Raw genomic sequence first — 15,382 nt, 5'->3', positions numbered from 1 at the left:
GCAAGCGGGGCCCGAAAAACCGGTATCCCCTTTTTCGACGCTTGCTCCAAAAGAAAAGGGAGCCCGGAAACTGATCCGGACTCCCCGTTCAAAGGCCATGTCCAGATCGGCTTAGTGACTAAGCGCGACCTGAAGCATCTGTATCAGGTCGCTTACTCGGCGGCTTCGGCGAGCGGCACGATCGACACGTAACAACGGTTGTCACGCTTGGTGGTGAACTTCACATTGCCGTTCGCGGTGGCGAACAGGGTGTGGTCGCGGCCAAGGCCGACATTGTCACCGGGGAAGAACTTGGTGCCGCGCTGACGGACGATGATGTTGCCCGCGAGGACGCTTTCACCGCCAAAACGCTTTACGCCAAGGCGCTTCGATTCTGAATCGCGGCCGTTACGCGACGAGCCGCCGGACTTTTTGTGAGCCATTGTTGAACTCCTCTAAACGGTTGCGATTATGCGTCTTCGGAAGAGGCTTCGGCAGCCTTCTTCTTCGGAGCGGCTTTCTTCTTCGGGGCCGGAGCCTCTTCAGCCACCGGCGCTTCCACGACCGGAGCCTCAATGGCTTCAGCCAGAGCCTTCGGGGCCAGACCGCGAGCGCGGGCGTCCAGCTCAGCCTTGGTCACCAGCGAGACAGTACCTTCCCAGGCGGCCGACTTACCCGCGCCATTCAGCGCGGTGATGCGGATGACCGATTCCGGCTGACGGTGGCCGGTGGTGCGGCGATAGCCCTGACGGCGGATCTTCTTGAAGATCTTCACCTTCTTGCCCTTGCGGGTTTCGATCAGCGTGCCTTCGACCACAGCGCCTTCAACGAGCGGCGCGCCAACCACGGCACCGGCTTCGTCACCGACGAGGAGCACTTCTTCGAAACGGATGGCAGCGCCAGCGTCGCCTTCCAGCTTTTCAACGACGAGCAGATCGCCCGCCGCAACGCGGTACTGCTTACCGCCGGTCTTGATTACCGCATACATCGGTTTAGCCTCTAAGCTTTAGTGACTGGCAAACCCGACCGGTATAAAAACCAATGGTTCGCGCAAAATTTCAGGTTTTCCGCAGGGCAGGACCCTCGGAAGAGAGGGGCGCTTTATATAGTTTTTGCTCAGTGAGTCAACGCCTGTTTATGCCCGTGCCGCAGGAATCTGACACCAGGTCCGTGCGAGGCTTGATTTCCCCCGGCAAAAGCCTACTTAAGCCTCAAATTATATAGCCCCTTATATAGATTGTCAGGTAATCCCCATGGCCGATACCGCCGCTTCCGTCGCCAGAACACCCGTTACCGTCCTTACCGGCTATCTGGGGGCCGGTAAGACGACGCTTCTGAACCGCATCCTGTCCGAAAACCACGGGCAGAAATACGCGGTCATCGTCAATGAGTTCGGCGAAATAGGCATCGACAACGATCTGATCGTCGGGGCCGACGAAGAAGTGTTCGAAATGAACAATGGCTGCGTCTGCTGCACGGTGCGTGGCGACCTGATCCGCATTCTGTCCGGCCTGATGAAGCGTAAAGGCCGCTTTGACGCCATTATCGTCGAAACCACGGGCCTGGCTGATCCCGGCCCGGTGGCCCAGACCTTCTTTGTCGATGAAGAGGTCAAGGCGCGCACCTATCTCGACTCGGTGACGGCGCTGGTCGATGCCAAACACTTCCGTTCGGCGCTGGAGACCGACCGTGTGGTCAAGGAACAGATCGCCTTTGCCGACCACGTCATCCTCAACAAGACCGACCTGGCGACGCCGGAAGAGCTGAATGAGGTCGAAGCGCGCATCCGTGGCCTCAACCCGCTGGCCACTATTGAGCGCGCCGAACGTTCAGGCGTGGAGATCAAAAGCCTGCTGAACCAGCACCGGTTCGATCTCGACAAGATGGAATCGGTCGCCAATCACCATGAGCATGGCCCCGATTGCGGCGACCATTGCGATCATGACCACGGGCATGATCACCACCATCATGGGCATGATCACGGGCATCACCACCACGGCCATAACCCGGCGCATGGTGAGCCCGGTCACGTGCACGACGAACACTGCGGCCACGACCATCATGACCATGACCACTCTCATCACGCGCACGGCCATCTGAACCCCATCCACGATAATGAAATCCGCTCGGTCTCCCTGTCGTCGGAAGCGCCGGTCGATGGGGTGAAGTTCACCCGCTGGCTCGATAAGCTGCTGGCCGAAAAGGGGCAGGACATCCTGCGCGCCAAGGGCATCCTCAGCATCAAGGGCGAGGAGAAGCGTCTGGTGTTTCAGGCCGTGCACATGATCCTCGAAGGCGAACTGCAACAGCCGTGGAAAGAGGGTGAACACCGTCTGAGCCGCGCCGTGTTTATCGGTCGCCACCTCGATGAGGCCGCCCTGCGCGCCGGTTTTGAGGCGTGTATCGCGCAGTAAGCCAAATTTATACCTACCCAGCTTGCTGGGGAGCCGGGCGGCCGGAGCCGGGGACCGCGCCCGGTAGCGCGTGGTGGTGGGGTATCTTGCGATCCAACGGCAAGCTCTGGCGTTTGCCCCTCCTCCCGTGTAAGCCCCCTCCGTCTTTTGCTTTAGAGCGCATTTCGTTCATTCTGAATCGAACGGCGTTCGGCGTAGCCAAATAAGGCTCTAAATTTTTGTTTGTCGCGTTTTTTCACGTTCAACTGGTATCCACTTGAGCGAAAAACGCTCTAGGCCAAATCTACCTCCCCCAGCAAGCTGGGGGAGTATGAGAGATCAGATATGCCCTTCGCTTATGAAAAACATTTCGACGAATACGTCGTTGCCGCCCTGTTCGATTCCGCCGATGAGCCCGTAGCGGCGCTCGGTGACGGGCGCGTCGTGTTTCCGGACGCCGATGCCACCTTCGAAGCCCACCCCAATGGCGGCATCTTAAGCGCCGCCATCCACCCGTCGGGCGTCGGTATCGTCACCGGTGGCGATGACGGCCGCGTGGTGTGGACGACCAAGGAGTCCGGTCCGGTCGAGCTGTTTGCCGCCAAGGGCGCGTGGTTCGATGCCCTGGCCGTCAGCGACGCGGCGCTGCTGATTGCGGCCGCTGCGGGCAAAAAAGTGCACGTCTATGATGCGCAGAAGAAGACGGCGGTGATCTTTGAGCACACGTCCAGCCTGTCGGACATCACCTTCGATGCCAAGGGGCGTAAGCTCTATGCCGCGACCTATAATGGCGTGGCCGTGTGGTTCTCCCGTATCGCACAGCAAAAGCCGACCCTGCTCAAATGGGCCGGTTCGCACACCAGGATCGCCATTTCGCCCGACGACAAGTTCGTCATGACCGCCATGCAGGAAAACGCCCTGCACGGCTGGCGCATCAGCGATGCCAAGGATATGCGGATGGGCGGCTATCCGGCCAAGATCAAGTCGATGGGCTTTTTCGCCAAGGGCAAGCTTTTGGCCACCTCCGGGGCCAATGGCGCGGTGGTGTGGCCCTTCCTGAAGGCCAACGGGCCGATGGGCGAAGAAGCGTCGGAAATCAACGCCGAAGAATCGACCATGGTGTCGGTCGTCGCCGGCGCGCCCGAAGAGACGCTGCTGGCGGCCGGGCTCGAAGACGGGCGCGTGTGGCTGGCTGAGCTGCAATCGACCGGGATCGACTGGATTCGCCGCGAAAAGGGCGCGCCCATCACGGCGCTGGCCATCGCCAATGAGGCCAACCGCTTGATCTTTGGTGACGAAGACGGCAACCTGTGGGTATTTGAAGCTTCATAATCTGGTCCGCCTGACGGCGGGACCGATTATGGGTGGGTATCGACAATCCGGACTTGAGGCGGCTCTGCGTCCGGATTGGCATTTTTGAGCCCTCGCCTTGCGAGGGCCATGGAGTTGCGAACAGTGGCGGGGGCCAAGGCGAAAATCGGCATCGGGCGACTGCTCGTCTTTGTGATCGTGGGCGGCTTTGCCTTCAGCGTGGCGTCGGTGGCCGTGCATCGGTTCCTGCCCGTGCCGATCACCTTTCTGATGGTGCAGCGGATTTTCGAGGGCAAGGGCTACCACCACGAATGGGTGCCCGCCTCACGCATATCGGACAATCTCAAGGTGGCGGTGATCGCCGCCGAAGACGCCAAGTTCTGCTCGCACTATGGCTTTGACATGAACGCCATTGAGAAGGCGCAGCGCAACAATGCACGCGGGCGCAAGGTGCGCGGCGGTTCGACCATCTCTCAGCAAACCGCCAAGAATGCCTTCCTGTGGCCGCAGCGCTCCTATGTACGCAAAGGGATTGAGGCTTACTATACGCTGCTGATCGAGACGATGTGGCCGAAGTCGCGTATCATGGAAGTCTATCTCAACAGCGCCGAATGGGGCCCCGGCATCTATGGGGCGGAGGCCGCTTCGCAATACTGGTTCGGCAAGTCGGCGGACGATCTCACTCAGGCCGAGGCTTCGCGTCTGGCGGCCATCCTGCCCAGCCCGCTGAAATGGAAGGCCGCCAAGTCGGGCAAGTACGTCAAGGGCCGCTCAGGCAAAATCCGCGCCAATGCCGGGGTGGTGCGCCGCAACGGCATCGGGACCTGTGTTCTGGAATAGGGTAAGGCGTCTGAAAATCAAAGCACCTCCCCTGATTTCAGGGGAGGTGGATTTAGGAGCGACGCGACAAACGACGGTGGGGTTAACTCGCGCCGCTTTAACCCCACCGTCGTCTCACTATGTTCGCCGACACCTCACCTGATTTCAGGGGAGGCGCTAAGGTCTCAGGAGTTCTCCCCTGCCCATCACCCTCTATATCGACGCCGATGCCTGTCCGGTAAAGGACGAGACCTATAAGGTCGCCGGGCGGTATGGCCTGCACACCGTCGTGGTGTCGAACAGCTTTATCCAGATCCCCAAATCGCCCCTGATCGAACGCATGATCGTCGATGCCGGGCCGGACATTGCCGACGACTGGATCGCGGATCAGGTGACCGCGCACGATGTGGTCATCACCAACGACATTCCGCTGGCCGGGCGGGTGCTGGCTAAACAGGCCTATGCCATCGCTCCCAATGGTCGCGCCTTTACGCCCGATTCCATCGGCGCGGCCCTGTCGCAGCGCACCCTGATGGAGCATATCCGCTCGACCGGTGAAATCACCGGCGGGCCACCGCCCTTTTCCGCCGCCAACCGCTCGCAGTTTCTGCAAACCCTCGATCAGGTGGTGGTCAAGGCGCGCCGGCTGAAACCGTGAGCGGGGCGCATAGACCACCGGTTTCATCCTCAACCGCTCTTGACGAATGGTTAAAACAGGCGTCACCCTCCGTCCGGTTTTTCCTTCAGGAGGGTATGGATGATGCGGCGTCTTCTGGTTTCCGTAGCAGGTCCGGCGCTGGTGGCCGGTGTGGTATTATCAGGCTGTGCGACGGTGCCCGCCGCGGCCCCGATTGCCGACACCCCCAAAACCGAAGCGCCAAAGGCTCCGGCCCTGACCGAGACTCCCGCCCCGGCTCCCGCCGCCGCGCCGACCGCTGCCGACGCCAAGGCCTATGTCGAAGAGGCGGAACAGAAGCTGGGTGACCTTGGTGAGTACGCCGCCCGCGTGGCGTGGGTGCGCGCCACCTACATCACCCACGACACCATGTGGCTGGAATCGAAGGCCAATGCGCAACTGACCGAAGAGGGCGTCAAATATGCCATGGGGGCCGCGAAGTTCAACGACGTGGCCGTCGATGACGTCACGCGGCGCAAGCTGAACCTGCTGCGCCTGTCTCTGGTCCTGCCCGCTGCCGACCGTCCGGGGGCCGCCGATGAGATGGCCAAGCTCTCGACCTCGCTCGATTCCACCTACGCTACGGGCAAGTTCAGCTATAAGGGCAAGGTCTATACGCTGGACGACGCCTCGAACGTGATGGCCGAATCCCGCGACCCCGCCCTGCTTCGCGCCATGTTCGAAGGCTGGCGCACCGTGTCTGTGCCGATGAAGAGCGACTATACGCGCCTGGCCGAACTGGCCAATGAAGGGGCGAAGGGCCTAGGCTTTGCCGACACAGGGGCCCTGTGGCGCTCCGGCTATGACATGCCGCCCGATGCCTTTGCGGCCGATACCGACCGTCTGTGGGGGCAGGTTGAGCCCTTCTACAAGAACCTGCACTGCTATGTGCGCAGCCGCCTCAATGAGAAGTATGGCGATGCGGTGCAGCCGAAATCCGGCCCCATCCGTGCCGACCTGCTCGGCAATATGTGGGCGCAGGACTGGGCCAACATCTATGACATCGTGGCCCCCAAGGGCATGAAGGGCTCGTCCTATTCTCTGGACAAGCTGCTGGTGCAAAAGAAGTACACGCCGGAAAAGATGGTCAAGACCGGCGAAGGCTTCTACACCTCGATCGGCCTGCCGCCCCTGCCCCAGACCTTCTGGGAGCGCTCGCAGATCACCCGTCCGAAAGACCGCGAAGTCGTCTGCCACGCCTCGGCCTGGGACCTCGATAACCGCGACGACATCCGCATCAAGATGTGTACGCAGGTCAATGCGGAGGACTTCTATACGGTCCACCACGAACTGGGGCACAACTATTATCAGCGCGCCTATAAGGATCAGCCCTTCCTGTTCAAGAACGGCGCCAATGACGGCTTCCATGAGGCCATCGGTGACTTTATCGGCCTGTCGTCGGTGACGCCGGTCTATCTCAACCAGATCGGCCTTCTGGACAAGGTGCCGGGGGAGGAAGAGGACATCCCCTACCTGCTGAAAATGGCCCTGCAAAAGGTGGCCTTCCTGCCGTTCGGCCTGATGGTCGATCGCTGGCGCTGGGAAGTCTATTCCGGAAAGATCACCCCGGCGCAGTACAATGCCCGCTGGTGGGAGCTGGTGCAGCAGTATCAGGGCCTTGTGCCGCCGGGCGTGCGTCCGACCGACGCCTTCGATCCGGGGGCCAAGTATCACGTGCCGGGCAATGTGCCCTATACGCGCTACTTCCTGGCCCACATCTATCAGTTCCAGTTCCAGCAGGCCGCCTGCGATCAGATCGGCTGGAAAGGCCCGCTGCACCGCTGCTCGATCTATGGCCATAAGGAGGTCGGCCAGAAGCTGAACGCCATGCTGGAAATGGGTCAGTCGAAGCCGTGGCCCGAAGCCATGGCGGCCTTTACGGGTCAGCGCGAAGGCGATGCTTCGGCGGTCGCGGCCTATTTCAAGCCGCTCAATGAGTGGCTGATCAAGCAAAACGCCGGGCAAAACTGCGGGTGGTAAGATACCCTCCTCCCTGTGCCGAAGGCATGGGGAGGAGGCTTTCGGCTACGCCAGCTTGATTTCCCGCAGGCGTTGCTGGAGGAAGTCATGGGCCGTGATCGACTGACCGGCATACTGATCCGGGCGGTCTTCGGAGATGCAGCCCGGCAGGGTCTCGATCAGGTACGGGCTTTCGAAATGCAGGAAGAAGGGCATCGAATAGCGTGAGAAGCCCTTGCGCGCTTCGGCCGGATTGACCACGCGGTGGATGGTCGAAGGCAGGACGTGGTTGGTCAGGCGCGACAGCATGTCGCCGATATTGATGACGATGGCCCCCGGCGGCGGCGTGATGGGCAGCCACGAGCCGTCACGATCCAGCAGTTGCAGACCGGGTTCTTCGGCCCCCATAAGCAGGGTGATGGCGTTGATGTCGCCGTGCGCCCCGGCGCGCACCGATGCGCCCGCCTCGGTCACCGGCGGATAGTGCAGCATCCGCAGGATGGAATTGCCGTACTTCACCTTATCATCAAAGAAGTCCGGCGCGAGTTTGAGGTGGATGGCGATGGCCTTCAGCACCTTTTTGCCCAGCCCGTCCATCTCGGCGTACAGCGTCTGGAAGGTCGGCTTGAACTCCGGCACTTCGGCGGGCCACACATTGTCGGCCATATGGTCGCGATAGGGGTGATCGGCCGGCAGGTCACGCCCGACGTGCCAGAACTCCTTCAGGTCATGCGCCTTATAGCCCTTGGCCGTTTCGATGCCAAAGGCGGTATAGCCGCGCTGACCGCCGCCGCTGCGGCCATCATATTGCAACTTGGTTTCGACCGGCAGATCGAAGAAGTCTTTGGTCAGGGCGTAGGCCTTATCGACCAGCCTCTTGTCGAGACCCGCGCCGTTCGGCTCAAACAGGCCCGACAGCACCGCAAAGCCATAACGTTCAAACGACGCGCCCAGCTTCTGCGCAAAGGCGTCCACATCGCTGTCGTACAGAGACAGAGGCACGGGCTCGATGGACGGCGCGGTGGACAGCGGGGCGGAATCGTAAAGCGCGGTGGGCGACGACATCATGCGGGAGGGCCTTTGGTCTTTGCAGATGAAACGTTTAATATTTGCTCTTATGACGTTTGCGTGTCACCGACGCAAGCGGCCTGATGCCGCATCGGCGGGCGGGGCCGCGGCGGCCATAACAAAGGCGCGCCCTTGTTATGCGAATAACTTTATCACAGTCGGCCTTACATATACACTGTCAGGCGATTTTTCGATTGCGCCGGTCGCTCAGGTGTCGTTTTGATGCCGTGAAGCGATTCTTTGCGTAATCGTGGTGTTTATATCGGGTCCGGCGGTACGGTGGGCAGGTCCATTCAGAGTATAGGTCGTGTGCTGGCGGCGGGGATAGTGGCCCTGACGGCGCTTGTCTGTGCGCCCGTTGCCGCTCAGATTCTGCCCCCACCTCCCGCCGATGCCGAGCCGCTGGCCGCGATTGACCCGGCCCTGCAACCCGTCAATTCGACCAAGGCCCTGAGCGCCTCGGAACAGTCGGTGGTGCGCGTTCTGGTCGTCTATCGCGGCTATGGCGGGGTGCCGCTCGACTCGGTCGGTATGGGGTCGGGCTTTGTGGTGGCACCGGGCTATATCGTTACCAACTACCACGTCATCGAAACGCCGCCCGAAGCCACCTCGGCCGAAATCTATATCGTGCCGCACAAGGGCACCGGGGCCGCCTATCAGCAGGTGACGCTGGTCAAGCCGTGGCTGGAGGGCGATCTGGCGCTGTTGCGCGCCGACGGGCTGAAAATCCCGCCGCTCAAACTGTCTCTGGTGCCGCAAAAGAACCAGCGCATCGTGGCCATGGGCTATCCGGGCATTACCGACCGCCTGCTGAAGCGCGGCGGCACCGAGCTGCTGGAGCCCGCCGACGCCTATGTGACGCAAGGCTCCATCGCCCTGTTTGCCTCGACCAATCCGGACGGTTCGCGCGTCGATACCCTGTTCCACACCGCGCCGATCAATCCCGGCAATTCCGGCGGTCCTTTGATGGATGAATGCGGTCAGGTGGTGGGTGTCAACACCTGGTCGGCAGTGTCCACCCTGTCGGAAACCGGCGATATGGACGTGCCGGCGGGGCAGTATGTGGCGACCCACGTGTCGGCGCTCTACACCTTCCTGCAATCGACCGGCGTGTCGGTGCAGACGACCTCTGAGCCCTGCTACGCCAAGTCGGAAGACGAGATCATCAAGGATGACGGCCTGTCACGCGCGCTGGCCGCCTATCGCGATGCGCAGGCCAAGCGCCTGGAGGAGCAGCGCAAGGCCGAGCAGATGAACGCCCTGATGGATCAGTTGCAACTGGGCGTTCTGGTCCTGCTGTCGGTGCTGGTCGTGGTGCTGATCGCGCTGATCATCCGCCGCCGCCATCCGCCGAAGCCGAAGACACCGCATACCGAGGCCGAGGCACCGCACGCCGACACGCATCCGCACAAGGCCAAGGCCGAAAAGGTGCACCACAAACACCCCTTCCCGTGGGGCTGGGTCGCGCTGGCCGTGTTTGTGGTGCTGATCGCCGCCGCTTTTGTGCTGCGCGAAAGCCCGGTGGTGCAGAAGATGTCGCAAAAGGCCGAGGTCGATGCCGCAAAGGTCGGGCCGGTGCGCCTGACCTGCGATGTGGACCTCAAGGCCTCGCCCAAGCCGCTGGCCGGCGTCGGACCGACGGATTTTGAATTTGATGCGGCCCATGCCTGCGTCAATGGCCGCACGCCTTACGAAGTGCAGGCCAATGGCACCCTGCTGCGCTTTACCGTGTCCGACTCAGAGCCTACGGCGGCGCGGCTTGAGTTGTCGCGCGACGGCCTGACCTTCAAACGCAGCGACTATCGCCTGACGCCCGAACAGCACCGCGACTATGTGGCTCAGCGGGCGGCTCTGGGGTCGCTGCGCTGCGCATCGGGCAAGGATGCGGGGCAGGCCGAGGCGCTGAAGGACAATATGCGCAAGGTGCGGCAACTGGCGCAATCCTTCCTCACCTTCGCACCGGAAACCGAAACCGTGTGGAAGTGCCGCAAGGCGCCGGAACCGACCGCGCCCAAGCCCTGATTCGCGCCACCCTTACGGATTTCTTACAGGCGTGCGCCTGAAATTTACCGGATTTGCGGTCAATCCTTATTTCCCGAATATTGGCTGTTTACGGGCTTCATCCTAGGTTCATGTGAACGCGCTTAACTGCACTTAGAGCATGCGTCGGCTCAGTCGAGCCGCCTCATCGCTCTAAATTTTCTAACGCCTCATGTTTTTCCGAAAAGTGGGGTCCACTTTTCGGCATGACGCTCTAACGGCTTCCTCGCCGCAACGCACAGCACACTGGAGAGACAACTATGCGTAATAAGGCTCTGATCGCCCTGGCGGGTGTCGCCCTGATGACCGCCGCCTGCACCACCACCGACCCGGTCACCGGCGAAGTCGTGCGCGACAACACCAAGACCAATGCCATCATCGGGGCCGCTGTCGGCGCGGGCCTCGGCTACGCCACCAACACCAACAAGGGTGAGCAGGGCCGCAAGAACGCCGTCATCGGCGCGGGTATCGGCGCGCTGGCCGGTGCGGCCGTCGGGCAATACATGGACAAGCAGCAGGCCGAACTGCGCCGTGAACTGGCCGGGACCAATGTTACCGTGACGCGCAATGGCGACAACATCATCCTCAACATGCCGTCGGACGTGACCTTTGCGTCGGGCAGCGCCTCGATCGACTCCAGCTTCTACCCGGTGCTGAACGACGTGGCGTCGATCCTGAACAAGTACCCGTCCACCTATGTCGATATTGTCGGTCACGCCGACTCGACCGGCTCTGACGCCATCAATGAGCCGCTGTCGGAAGATCGCGCCAACTCGACGGCGGCCTACCTGACCAGCCGCGGCGTGGTCAATCAGCGCCTGTTCGTCGCCGGCATGGGCTCGCGTCAGCCGATCGCCTCGAACGCCACGCCGGAAGGCCGCGCCAAGAACCGCCGTGTGGAGATTACGCTACGCCCGGTGCAGGAATAGGGTTCGTTAACGCTTTTTAGTAGCGGTATCGCAACGGCTCTGAAATAGACTGGCGGCATGAAACCCTCATGCCGCCTTTTGCCTGTGCATCGTGTCGCCCTTATGGGGGCGCAGATGGACGTCGTGACGCCCGATATGGTCATGGACTTTATCGCCGGCACACGCGGGCGGCAGACCATTATCGCCAACCACAATCTGCACAGCCTCTACCTCTTTCAGAAAAGCGCCGAGATGCGCCGCTTTTACGCGCAGGCCGACCTGATCGAGATTGACTCCACCCCGCTGATCCTGTGGGGCAAGCTGATGGGGCACGAGATGAGCCGCGCCCATCGCTGCACCTATCTCGATTTTCGGGAAGACTTCTGGGCGCGCGCCGCGCAAGAGGGCTGGCGCGTGTTTCATGTGGGTGGGGCCCCGGAACATAACGGCCTTTCGAAAGAGGCCATCCTGCGCCGTCACCCGCGCGTGAAGCTTGAGGTGCGTAGCGGCTATTTCGACGTCAAGGGCCCCGAAAACGACGCCCTGCTTAAAGACATTGCTGCGCATAAGCCCGATGTGCTGCTGGTCGGCATGGGGATGCCGCGTCAGGAGCTGTGGATTCTCAATGCGCTCGACCGTCTGCCGCCGTGCGCCATCCTGCCGGTCGGAGCGGCCTTCGATTACGAAGCCGGGGTGATGTACACGCCGCCGCGCTGGGCCGGGCGATGGGGTATTGAGTGGCTGGTGCGCTTTGCCCACGAACCCAAACGCCTGTTCAGCCGCTATTTCATCGAACCGTGGACACTGATCCCCTGCGCCCTGTCAGATCTGTTCCGCCGTCGCCGTGCGCCCGTTAACCAATATGAAAGCGGCGCGCGCCACAATCCCTGACTGACGCTGTGACAGCGTGAGGGTGTGTTATGAGTGAGCTTCTGCGAGATTTTGCCCCCGGCGGTGACCCGGTTCAGGGCAAGGTGGTGCTGATTACCGGCGGGACGGGCAGTTTCGGGCGCAAGCTCGTGGACACGCTGTTGAGCCGCTACGACCCGCGCAAGGTGATCATCTTCTCGCGCGACGAATTGAAGCAGTACGAGATGCGTCAGGCGCTGGAAGAACGCTATGACGCCGACAAGCTGTCGAAGCTGCGCTTTTTCCTCGGCGATGTCCGCGACCGGCAGCGGCTGGAACTGGCCTTCCGCGGCGTCGATGTGGTGGTGCACGCCGCCGCACTGAAACAGGTGCCGGCGGCCGAATATAACCCGTCCGAATGTATCGCCACCAATGTCAATGGCGCGGAAAACGTCGTCTGGGCGTGCCTGCAACAGCGGGTGCAGCGCGTGGTGGCGCTGTCCACCGATAAGGCCTGTTCGCCGATCAACCTCTACGGCGCGACCAAGCTGGCCTCGGACAAGATTTTCGTGGCGGCGAACAATCTTTCCGGCGACATCGGCACGCGCTTCTGCGTCGTGCGCTATGGCAATGTGGTCGGCTCACGGGGGTCGGTGGTGCCCTATTTCAACCGCCTGGTGGCGCAGGGCGCGACTGAGTTGCCCATCACCGATGTGCGCATGACGCGCTTCTGGATTTCGCTGCATCAGGGCGTCGATTTCGTCCTGTCGTGCCTTGAGACCACGCGCGGCGGCGAAATCTTCGTGCCCAAGATCCCGGCCACCACGGTATGCGATCTGGCCACCGCCATGGCCCCGCAGGCCAGCCACAAGGTCATCGGTATCCGGCCGGGCGAAAAGCTACACGAAATCATGATTTCCGCCGACGATTCGCGCTCGACCTGGGAATTGCCGGACCGTTATTTCATCGAGCCGGAATTCGTCGAATACGCCCGCCAGCCGGCCACGACGACCAGCGCGGTCAGGGTCGATGAGGGCTTTGCCTATTCCAGCGACATCAATCCCGAACGGCTGGATGTCGAGGGTATTCGCGACCTGATGAAGGCCTATCTCGCGTGACGACCACCCCGTTCCTGCCCTATGGACGGCAGTCCATCGCCGAGAGCGATATAGAGGCGGTGGTTGAGGCCCTGCGTTCCGACTACCTGACCACCGGCCCAATGGTCGAACGCTTTGAGCGCGCACTGGCGGCCACGGTCGGGGCCAAAGAGGCCGTGGTCGTATCGAACGGCACGGCGGCCCTGCACCTGTGTATCCTGACGCAGGACCTGACGCCCAGGGATGTGGTCATCGTGCCGTCGATCACCTTCGCGGCCTCGGCCAATTGCGTCGGCTATTGCGGGGCGCAGGTGATTTTCGCCGACGTCGATCCCCTGACTGGCCTGATCACCGATGAGACGTTTGACGCGGCCCTGTCGCTGATCGACCCGTCGCAGCGCTTTGCCGGGGTGATCCCCGTCCACTACGCCGGGCGTCCGGTCAATCTTAGCCATATCTCCGCTGTGGCGCGTGCGCGTGGGGCCTTTGTCATCGAAGACGCCTGCCACGCACTGGGCAGCACAGGGCCGCAAGGCCCTATCGGGGCCTGCGCGGCGTCGGACATGGCCAACTTCTCCTTCCATCCGGTCAAGACCCTGACCACCGGCGAAGGCGGGGCCATAACCACCAATGACCCTGAACTGGCGCGACGTTTGCGCCTGTTGCGCAGCCACGGTATCGAGCGCGATCCGGCCCGCTTTGAAGGGCTGGGCTATGGCGACGGCGACGACACTGGCCCGTGGGTCTATGAGATGCAGGCGCTGGGCTTCAACTACCGCCTGCCGGACATCAATTGCGCGCTGGGCGTGGCGCAACTGAAGCGCCTGCCGGGCTTTATCAAACGGCGTAAGGCGCTGGTGGCGGCCTATCAGGCCGCGCTGGCTCAGACCAATCTGCCCGTAACGTGGGTGGCCCCGGCGGCGGGCGATGATCCGGTGTTTCACCTGTTCGCCCCCGGCATCGACTTCGCGGCGGTGGGTAAGACCCGCGCCGAGGTGATGTCGGCCTTGCGCGACCGCGGCATCGGCACGCAGGTCCACTATATCCCCGTGCACCGTCAGCCGTACTGGCAAACGCAGCAAGTGAGCCCGCGCGACCTGCCGGGCGCCGATGCCTTCTACCGTTCCACCCTGTCGCTACCGCTCTATCCCGACATGGCCGACAGCGACCCGGCGCGCGTCGTCGAAGTGCTGAAAGAGGTGCTGGCTTGACCCCCGAAATCACGCCCGAAATCAGCATTTCCGGCCGCAAGATAGGCACGGCCCACAGCCCCTACATCATCTGCGAGCTGTCGGGGAACCATAATGGCTCGCTTGATCGGGCGCTGGCGCTGGTCGATGCCGCCGCCGATACCGGCTGTGACGCTATCAAACTCCAGACCTATACCGCCGACACCATCACGCTGAAATCCGACCGTCCGGAGTTTCAGTTGAAGGGCGGCCTGTGGGACGGCTATTCGCTCTATGACCTCTATGAGGAAGCCCATACGCCCTGGGACTGGCACCCGGCTTTGTTTGAGCGGGCGGCCAAACGCGGCGTGACGATGTTTTCATCGCCCTTTGATGATACGGCGGTCGATTTTCTCAATGATCTGGGCGCGCCGGCCTTCAAGATCGCTTCGTTTGAGCTGATCGACCTGCCGCTGGTTGCCTATGCCGCGTCAAAGGGCAAGCCGCTGATCATGTCCACCGGCATGGCCAATCTGGCCGAAATCGAAGCGGCTGTGGCCACGGCGCGTCAGTACGGCACGGGTGAGATCGTGCTTTTACATTGCGTCAGCGAATACCCCGCCGACATCCGCGACGCCAATGTGCGCGTCGTCCCCGATCTGGGGGCGAAGTTCGGCTGCCCGTCCGGCCTCAGCGACCATACGTTCGGCACGGCGGCTTCGGTGGCGGCGATTGCGGTCGGCGGCTGTGTCATCGAAAAGCACTTCACGCTGGCGCGCGCCGATGGCGGGCCAGATTCAGGCTTTTCGCTGGAACCGGCGGAATTCACCGCGCTGGTGAAGGACTGCAAGGACGCCTGGGCGGCACTGGGGCACGTCCATTACGACACGCTGGGCTCTGAGCGCGGCTCGAAGACCTTCCGCCGCTCGCTCTATGTCGTTGGGGACGTCAAGGCGGGGGATGTGTTCACCAAAGCCAATGTGCGCTCTGTGCGTCCGGGGCTGGGCCTGCCGCCCGCGCGCCTGTGGGACGTGCTGGGCAAACCGGCCAGCCGCGACATTGGACGCGGTGAACCGCTCAGCGACGATATGGTGGGGTAAGCCGCCCCACCCCC

The 15,382-nt window shown here is 62.1% G+C and carries 14 protein-coding genes; 11 read left to right on the top strand and 3 right to left on the bottom strand.

The annotated features are described in order from the left end of the window. Positions 1-152: 152 nt before the first annotated feature. Positions 153-422, bottom strand: coding sequence for a 50S ribosomal protein L27 (rpmA, locus tag ACK8OE_RS07015; RefSeq protein WP_126421658.1), 270 nt, complete (start codon positions 420-422; stop codon positions 153-155). A gap of 26 nt (positions 423-448) precedes the next feature. Further along, complete coding sequence (gene rplU / locus ACK8OE_RS07010) at positions 449-967, bottom strand: 50S ribosomal protein L21 (protein WP_410271954.1); 519 nt, start codon at positions 965-967, stop codon at positions 449-451. A gap of 265 nt (positions 968-1,232) precedes the next feature. Between rplU and ACK8OE_RS07005 the strand changes: the two genes are divergently transcribed. The 5 genes from ACK8OE_RS07005 to ACK8OE_RS06985 all read left to right on the top strand — a co-directional run bounded on the left by ACK8OE_RS07005 (position 1,233) and on the right by ACK8OE_RS06985 (position 7,158). Continuing rightward, positions 1,233-2,393, top strand: a complete 1,161-nt coding sequence (locus tag ACK8OE_RS07005; protein ID WP_410271953.1) for a CobW family GTP-binding protein — start codon at positions 1,233-1,235, stop codon at positions 2,391-2,393. 324 nt (positions 2,394-2,717) lie between these two features. Further along, positions 2,718-3,704 (top strand): WD40 repeat domain-containing protein, encoded by a 987-nt coding sequence (locus ACK8OE_RS07000; RefSeq protein WP_410271952.1) that lies wholly within the window; start codon positions 2,718-2,720, stop codon positions 3,702-3,704. Between the two features lie 108 nt (positions 3,705-3,812). Next, positions 3,813-4,523 (top strand): monofunctional biosynthetic peptidoglycan transglycosylase, encoded by a 711-nt coding sequence (gene mtgA, locus ACK8OE_RS06995; protein WP_410272034.1) that lies wholly within the window; start codon positions 3,813-3,815, stop codon positions 4,521-4,523. Between the two features lie 178 nt (positions 4,524-4,701). Beyond that, positions 4,702-5,160 (top strand): YaiI/YqxD family protein, encoded by a 459-nt coding sequence (locus tag ACK8OE_RS06990; protein WP_410272033.1) that lies wholly within the window; start codon positions 4,702-4,704, stop codon positions 5,158-5,160. A 102-nt stretch (positions 5,161-5,262) separates the two neighbouring features. Then, positions 5,263-7,158 (top strand): M2 family metallopeptidase, encoded by a 1,896-nt coding sequence (locus tag ACK8OE_RS06985; RefSeq protein ID WP_410272032.1) that lies wholly within the window; start codon positions 5,263-5,265, stop codon positions 7,156-7,158. Between the two features lie 45 nt (positions 7,159-7,203). On the opposite strand, the gene ACK8OE_RS06980 is transcribed toward ACK8OE_RS06985, so the two are convergent. Further along, entirely contained in the window at positions 7,204-8,205 is a 1,002-nt protein-coding gene (locus tag ACK8OE_RS06980) for an isopenicillin N synthase family dioxygenase (RefSeq protein WP_410271951.1), read from the bottom strand. A 240-nt stretch (positions 8,206-8,445) separates the two neighbouring features. On the opposite strand from ACK8OE_RS06980, the gene ACK8OE_RS06975 reads away from it, so the two are divergent. From ACK8OE_RS06975 to pseI, 6 genes are all read left to right on the top strand, one after another. Beyond that, positions 8,446-10,227 (top strand): S1C family serine protease, encoded by a 1,782-nt coding sequence (locus ACK8OE_RS06975; protein WP_410271950.1) that lies wholly within the window; start codon positions 8,446-8,448, stop codon positions 10,225-10,227. A 278-nt stretch (positions 10,228-10,505) separates the two neighbouring features. Next, a complete protein-coding gene (locus ACK8OE_RS06970) occupies positions 10,506-11,174 on the top strand; it encodes an OmpA family protein (RefSeq protein WP_410271949.1) in 669 nt (222 codons plus the stop codon). A 57-nt stretch (positions 11,175-11,231) separates the two neighbouring features. Next, positions 11,232-12,044 carry a WecB/TagA/CpsF family glycosyltransferase gene (locus ACK8OE_RS06965; RefSeq protein ID WP_410271948.1) on the top strand — a complete coding sequence of 271 codons (813 nt, stop codon included), beginning with the start codon at positions 11,232-11,234 and terminating at the stop codon, positions 12,042-12,044. A 29-nt stretch (positions 12,045-12,073) separates the two neighbouring features. Next, positions 12,074-13,120 carry a UDP-N-acetylglucosamine 4,6-dehydratase (inverting) gene (gene pseB, locus ACK8OE_RS06960; protein ID WP_410271947.1) on the top strand — a complete coding sequence of 349 codons (1,047 nt, stop codon included), beginning with the start codon at positions 12,074-12,076 and terminating at the stop codon, positions 13,118-13,120. After that, positions 13,117-14,310 (top strand): UDP-4-amino-4,6-dideoxy-N-acetyl-beta-L-altrosamine transaminase, encoded by a 1,194-nt coding sequence (gene pseC, locus ACK8OE_RS06955; RefSeq protein ID WP_410271946.1) that lies wholly within the window; start codon positions 13,117-13,119, stop codon positions 14,308-14,310. The genes pseB and pseC overlap by 4 nt, the downstream gene beginning before the upstream one ends. Further along, positions 14,307-15,368 (top strand): pseudaminic acid synthase, encoded by a 1,062-nt coding sequence (pseI, locus tag ACK8OE_RS06950; RefSeq protein ID WP_410271945.1) that lies wholly within the window; start codon positions 14,307-14,309, stop codon positions 15,366-15,368. Before pseC ends, pseI begins: the two co-directional genes overlap by 4 nt. Positions 15,369-15,382: the final 14 nt, after the last annotated feature.

The organism is Asticcacaulis sp. W401b (assembly GCF_046503825.1).
Taxonomy (GTDB): domain Bacteria; phylum Pseudomonadota; class Alphaproteobacteria; order Caulobacterales; family Caulobacteraceae; genus Asticcacaulis.
The sequence above is the reverse complement of the archived record's forward strand: the minus strand, read 5'-3'. Positions and strand labels throughout refer to the sequence as shown.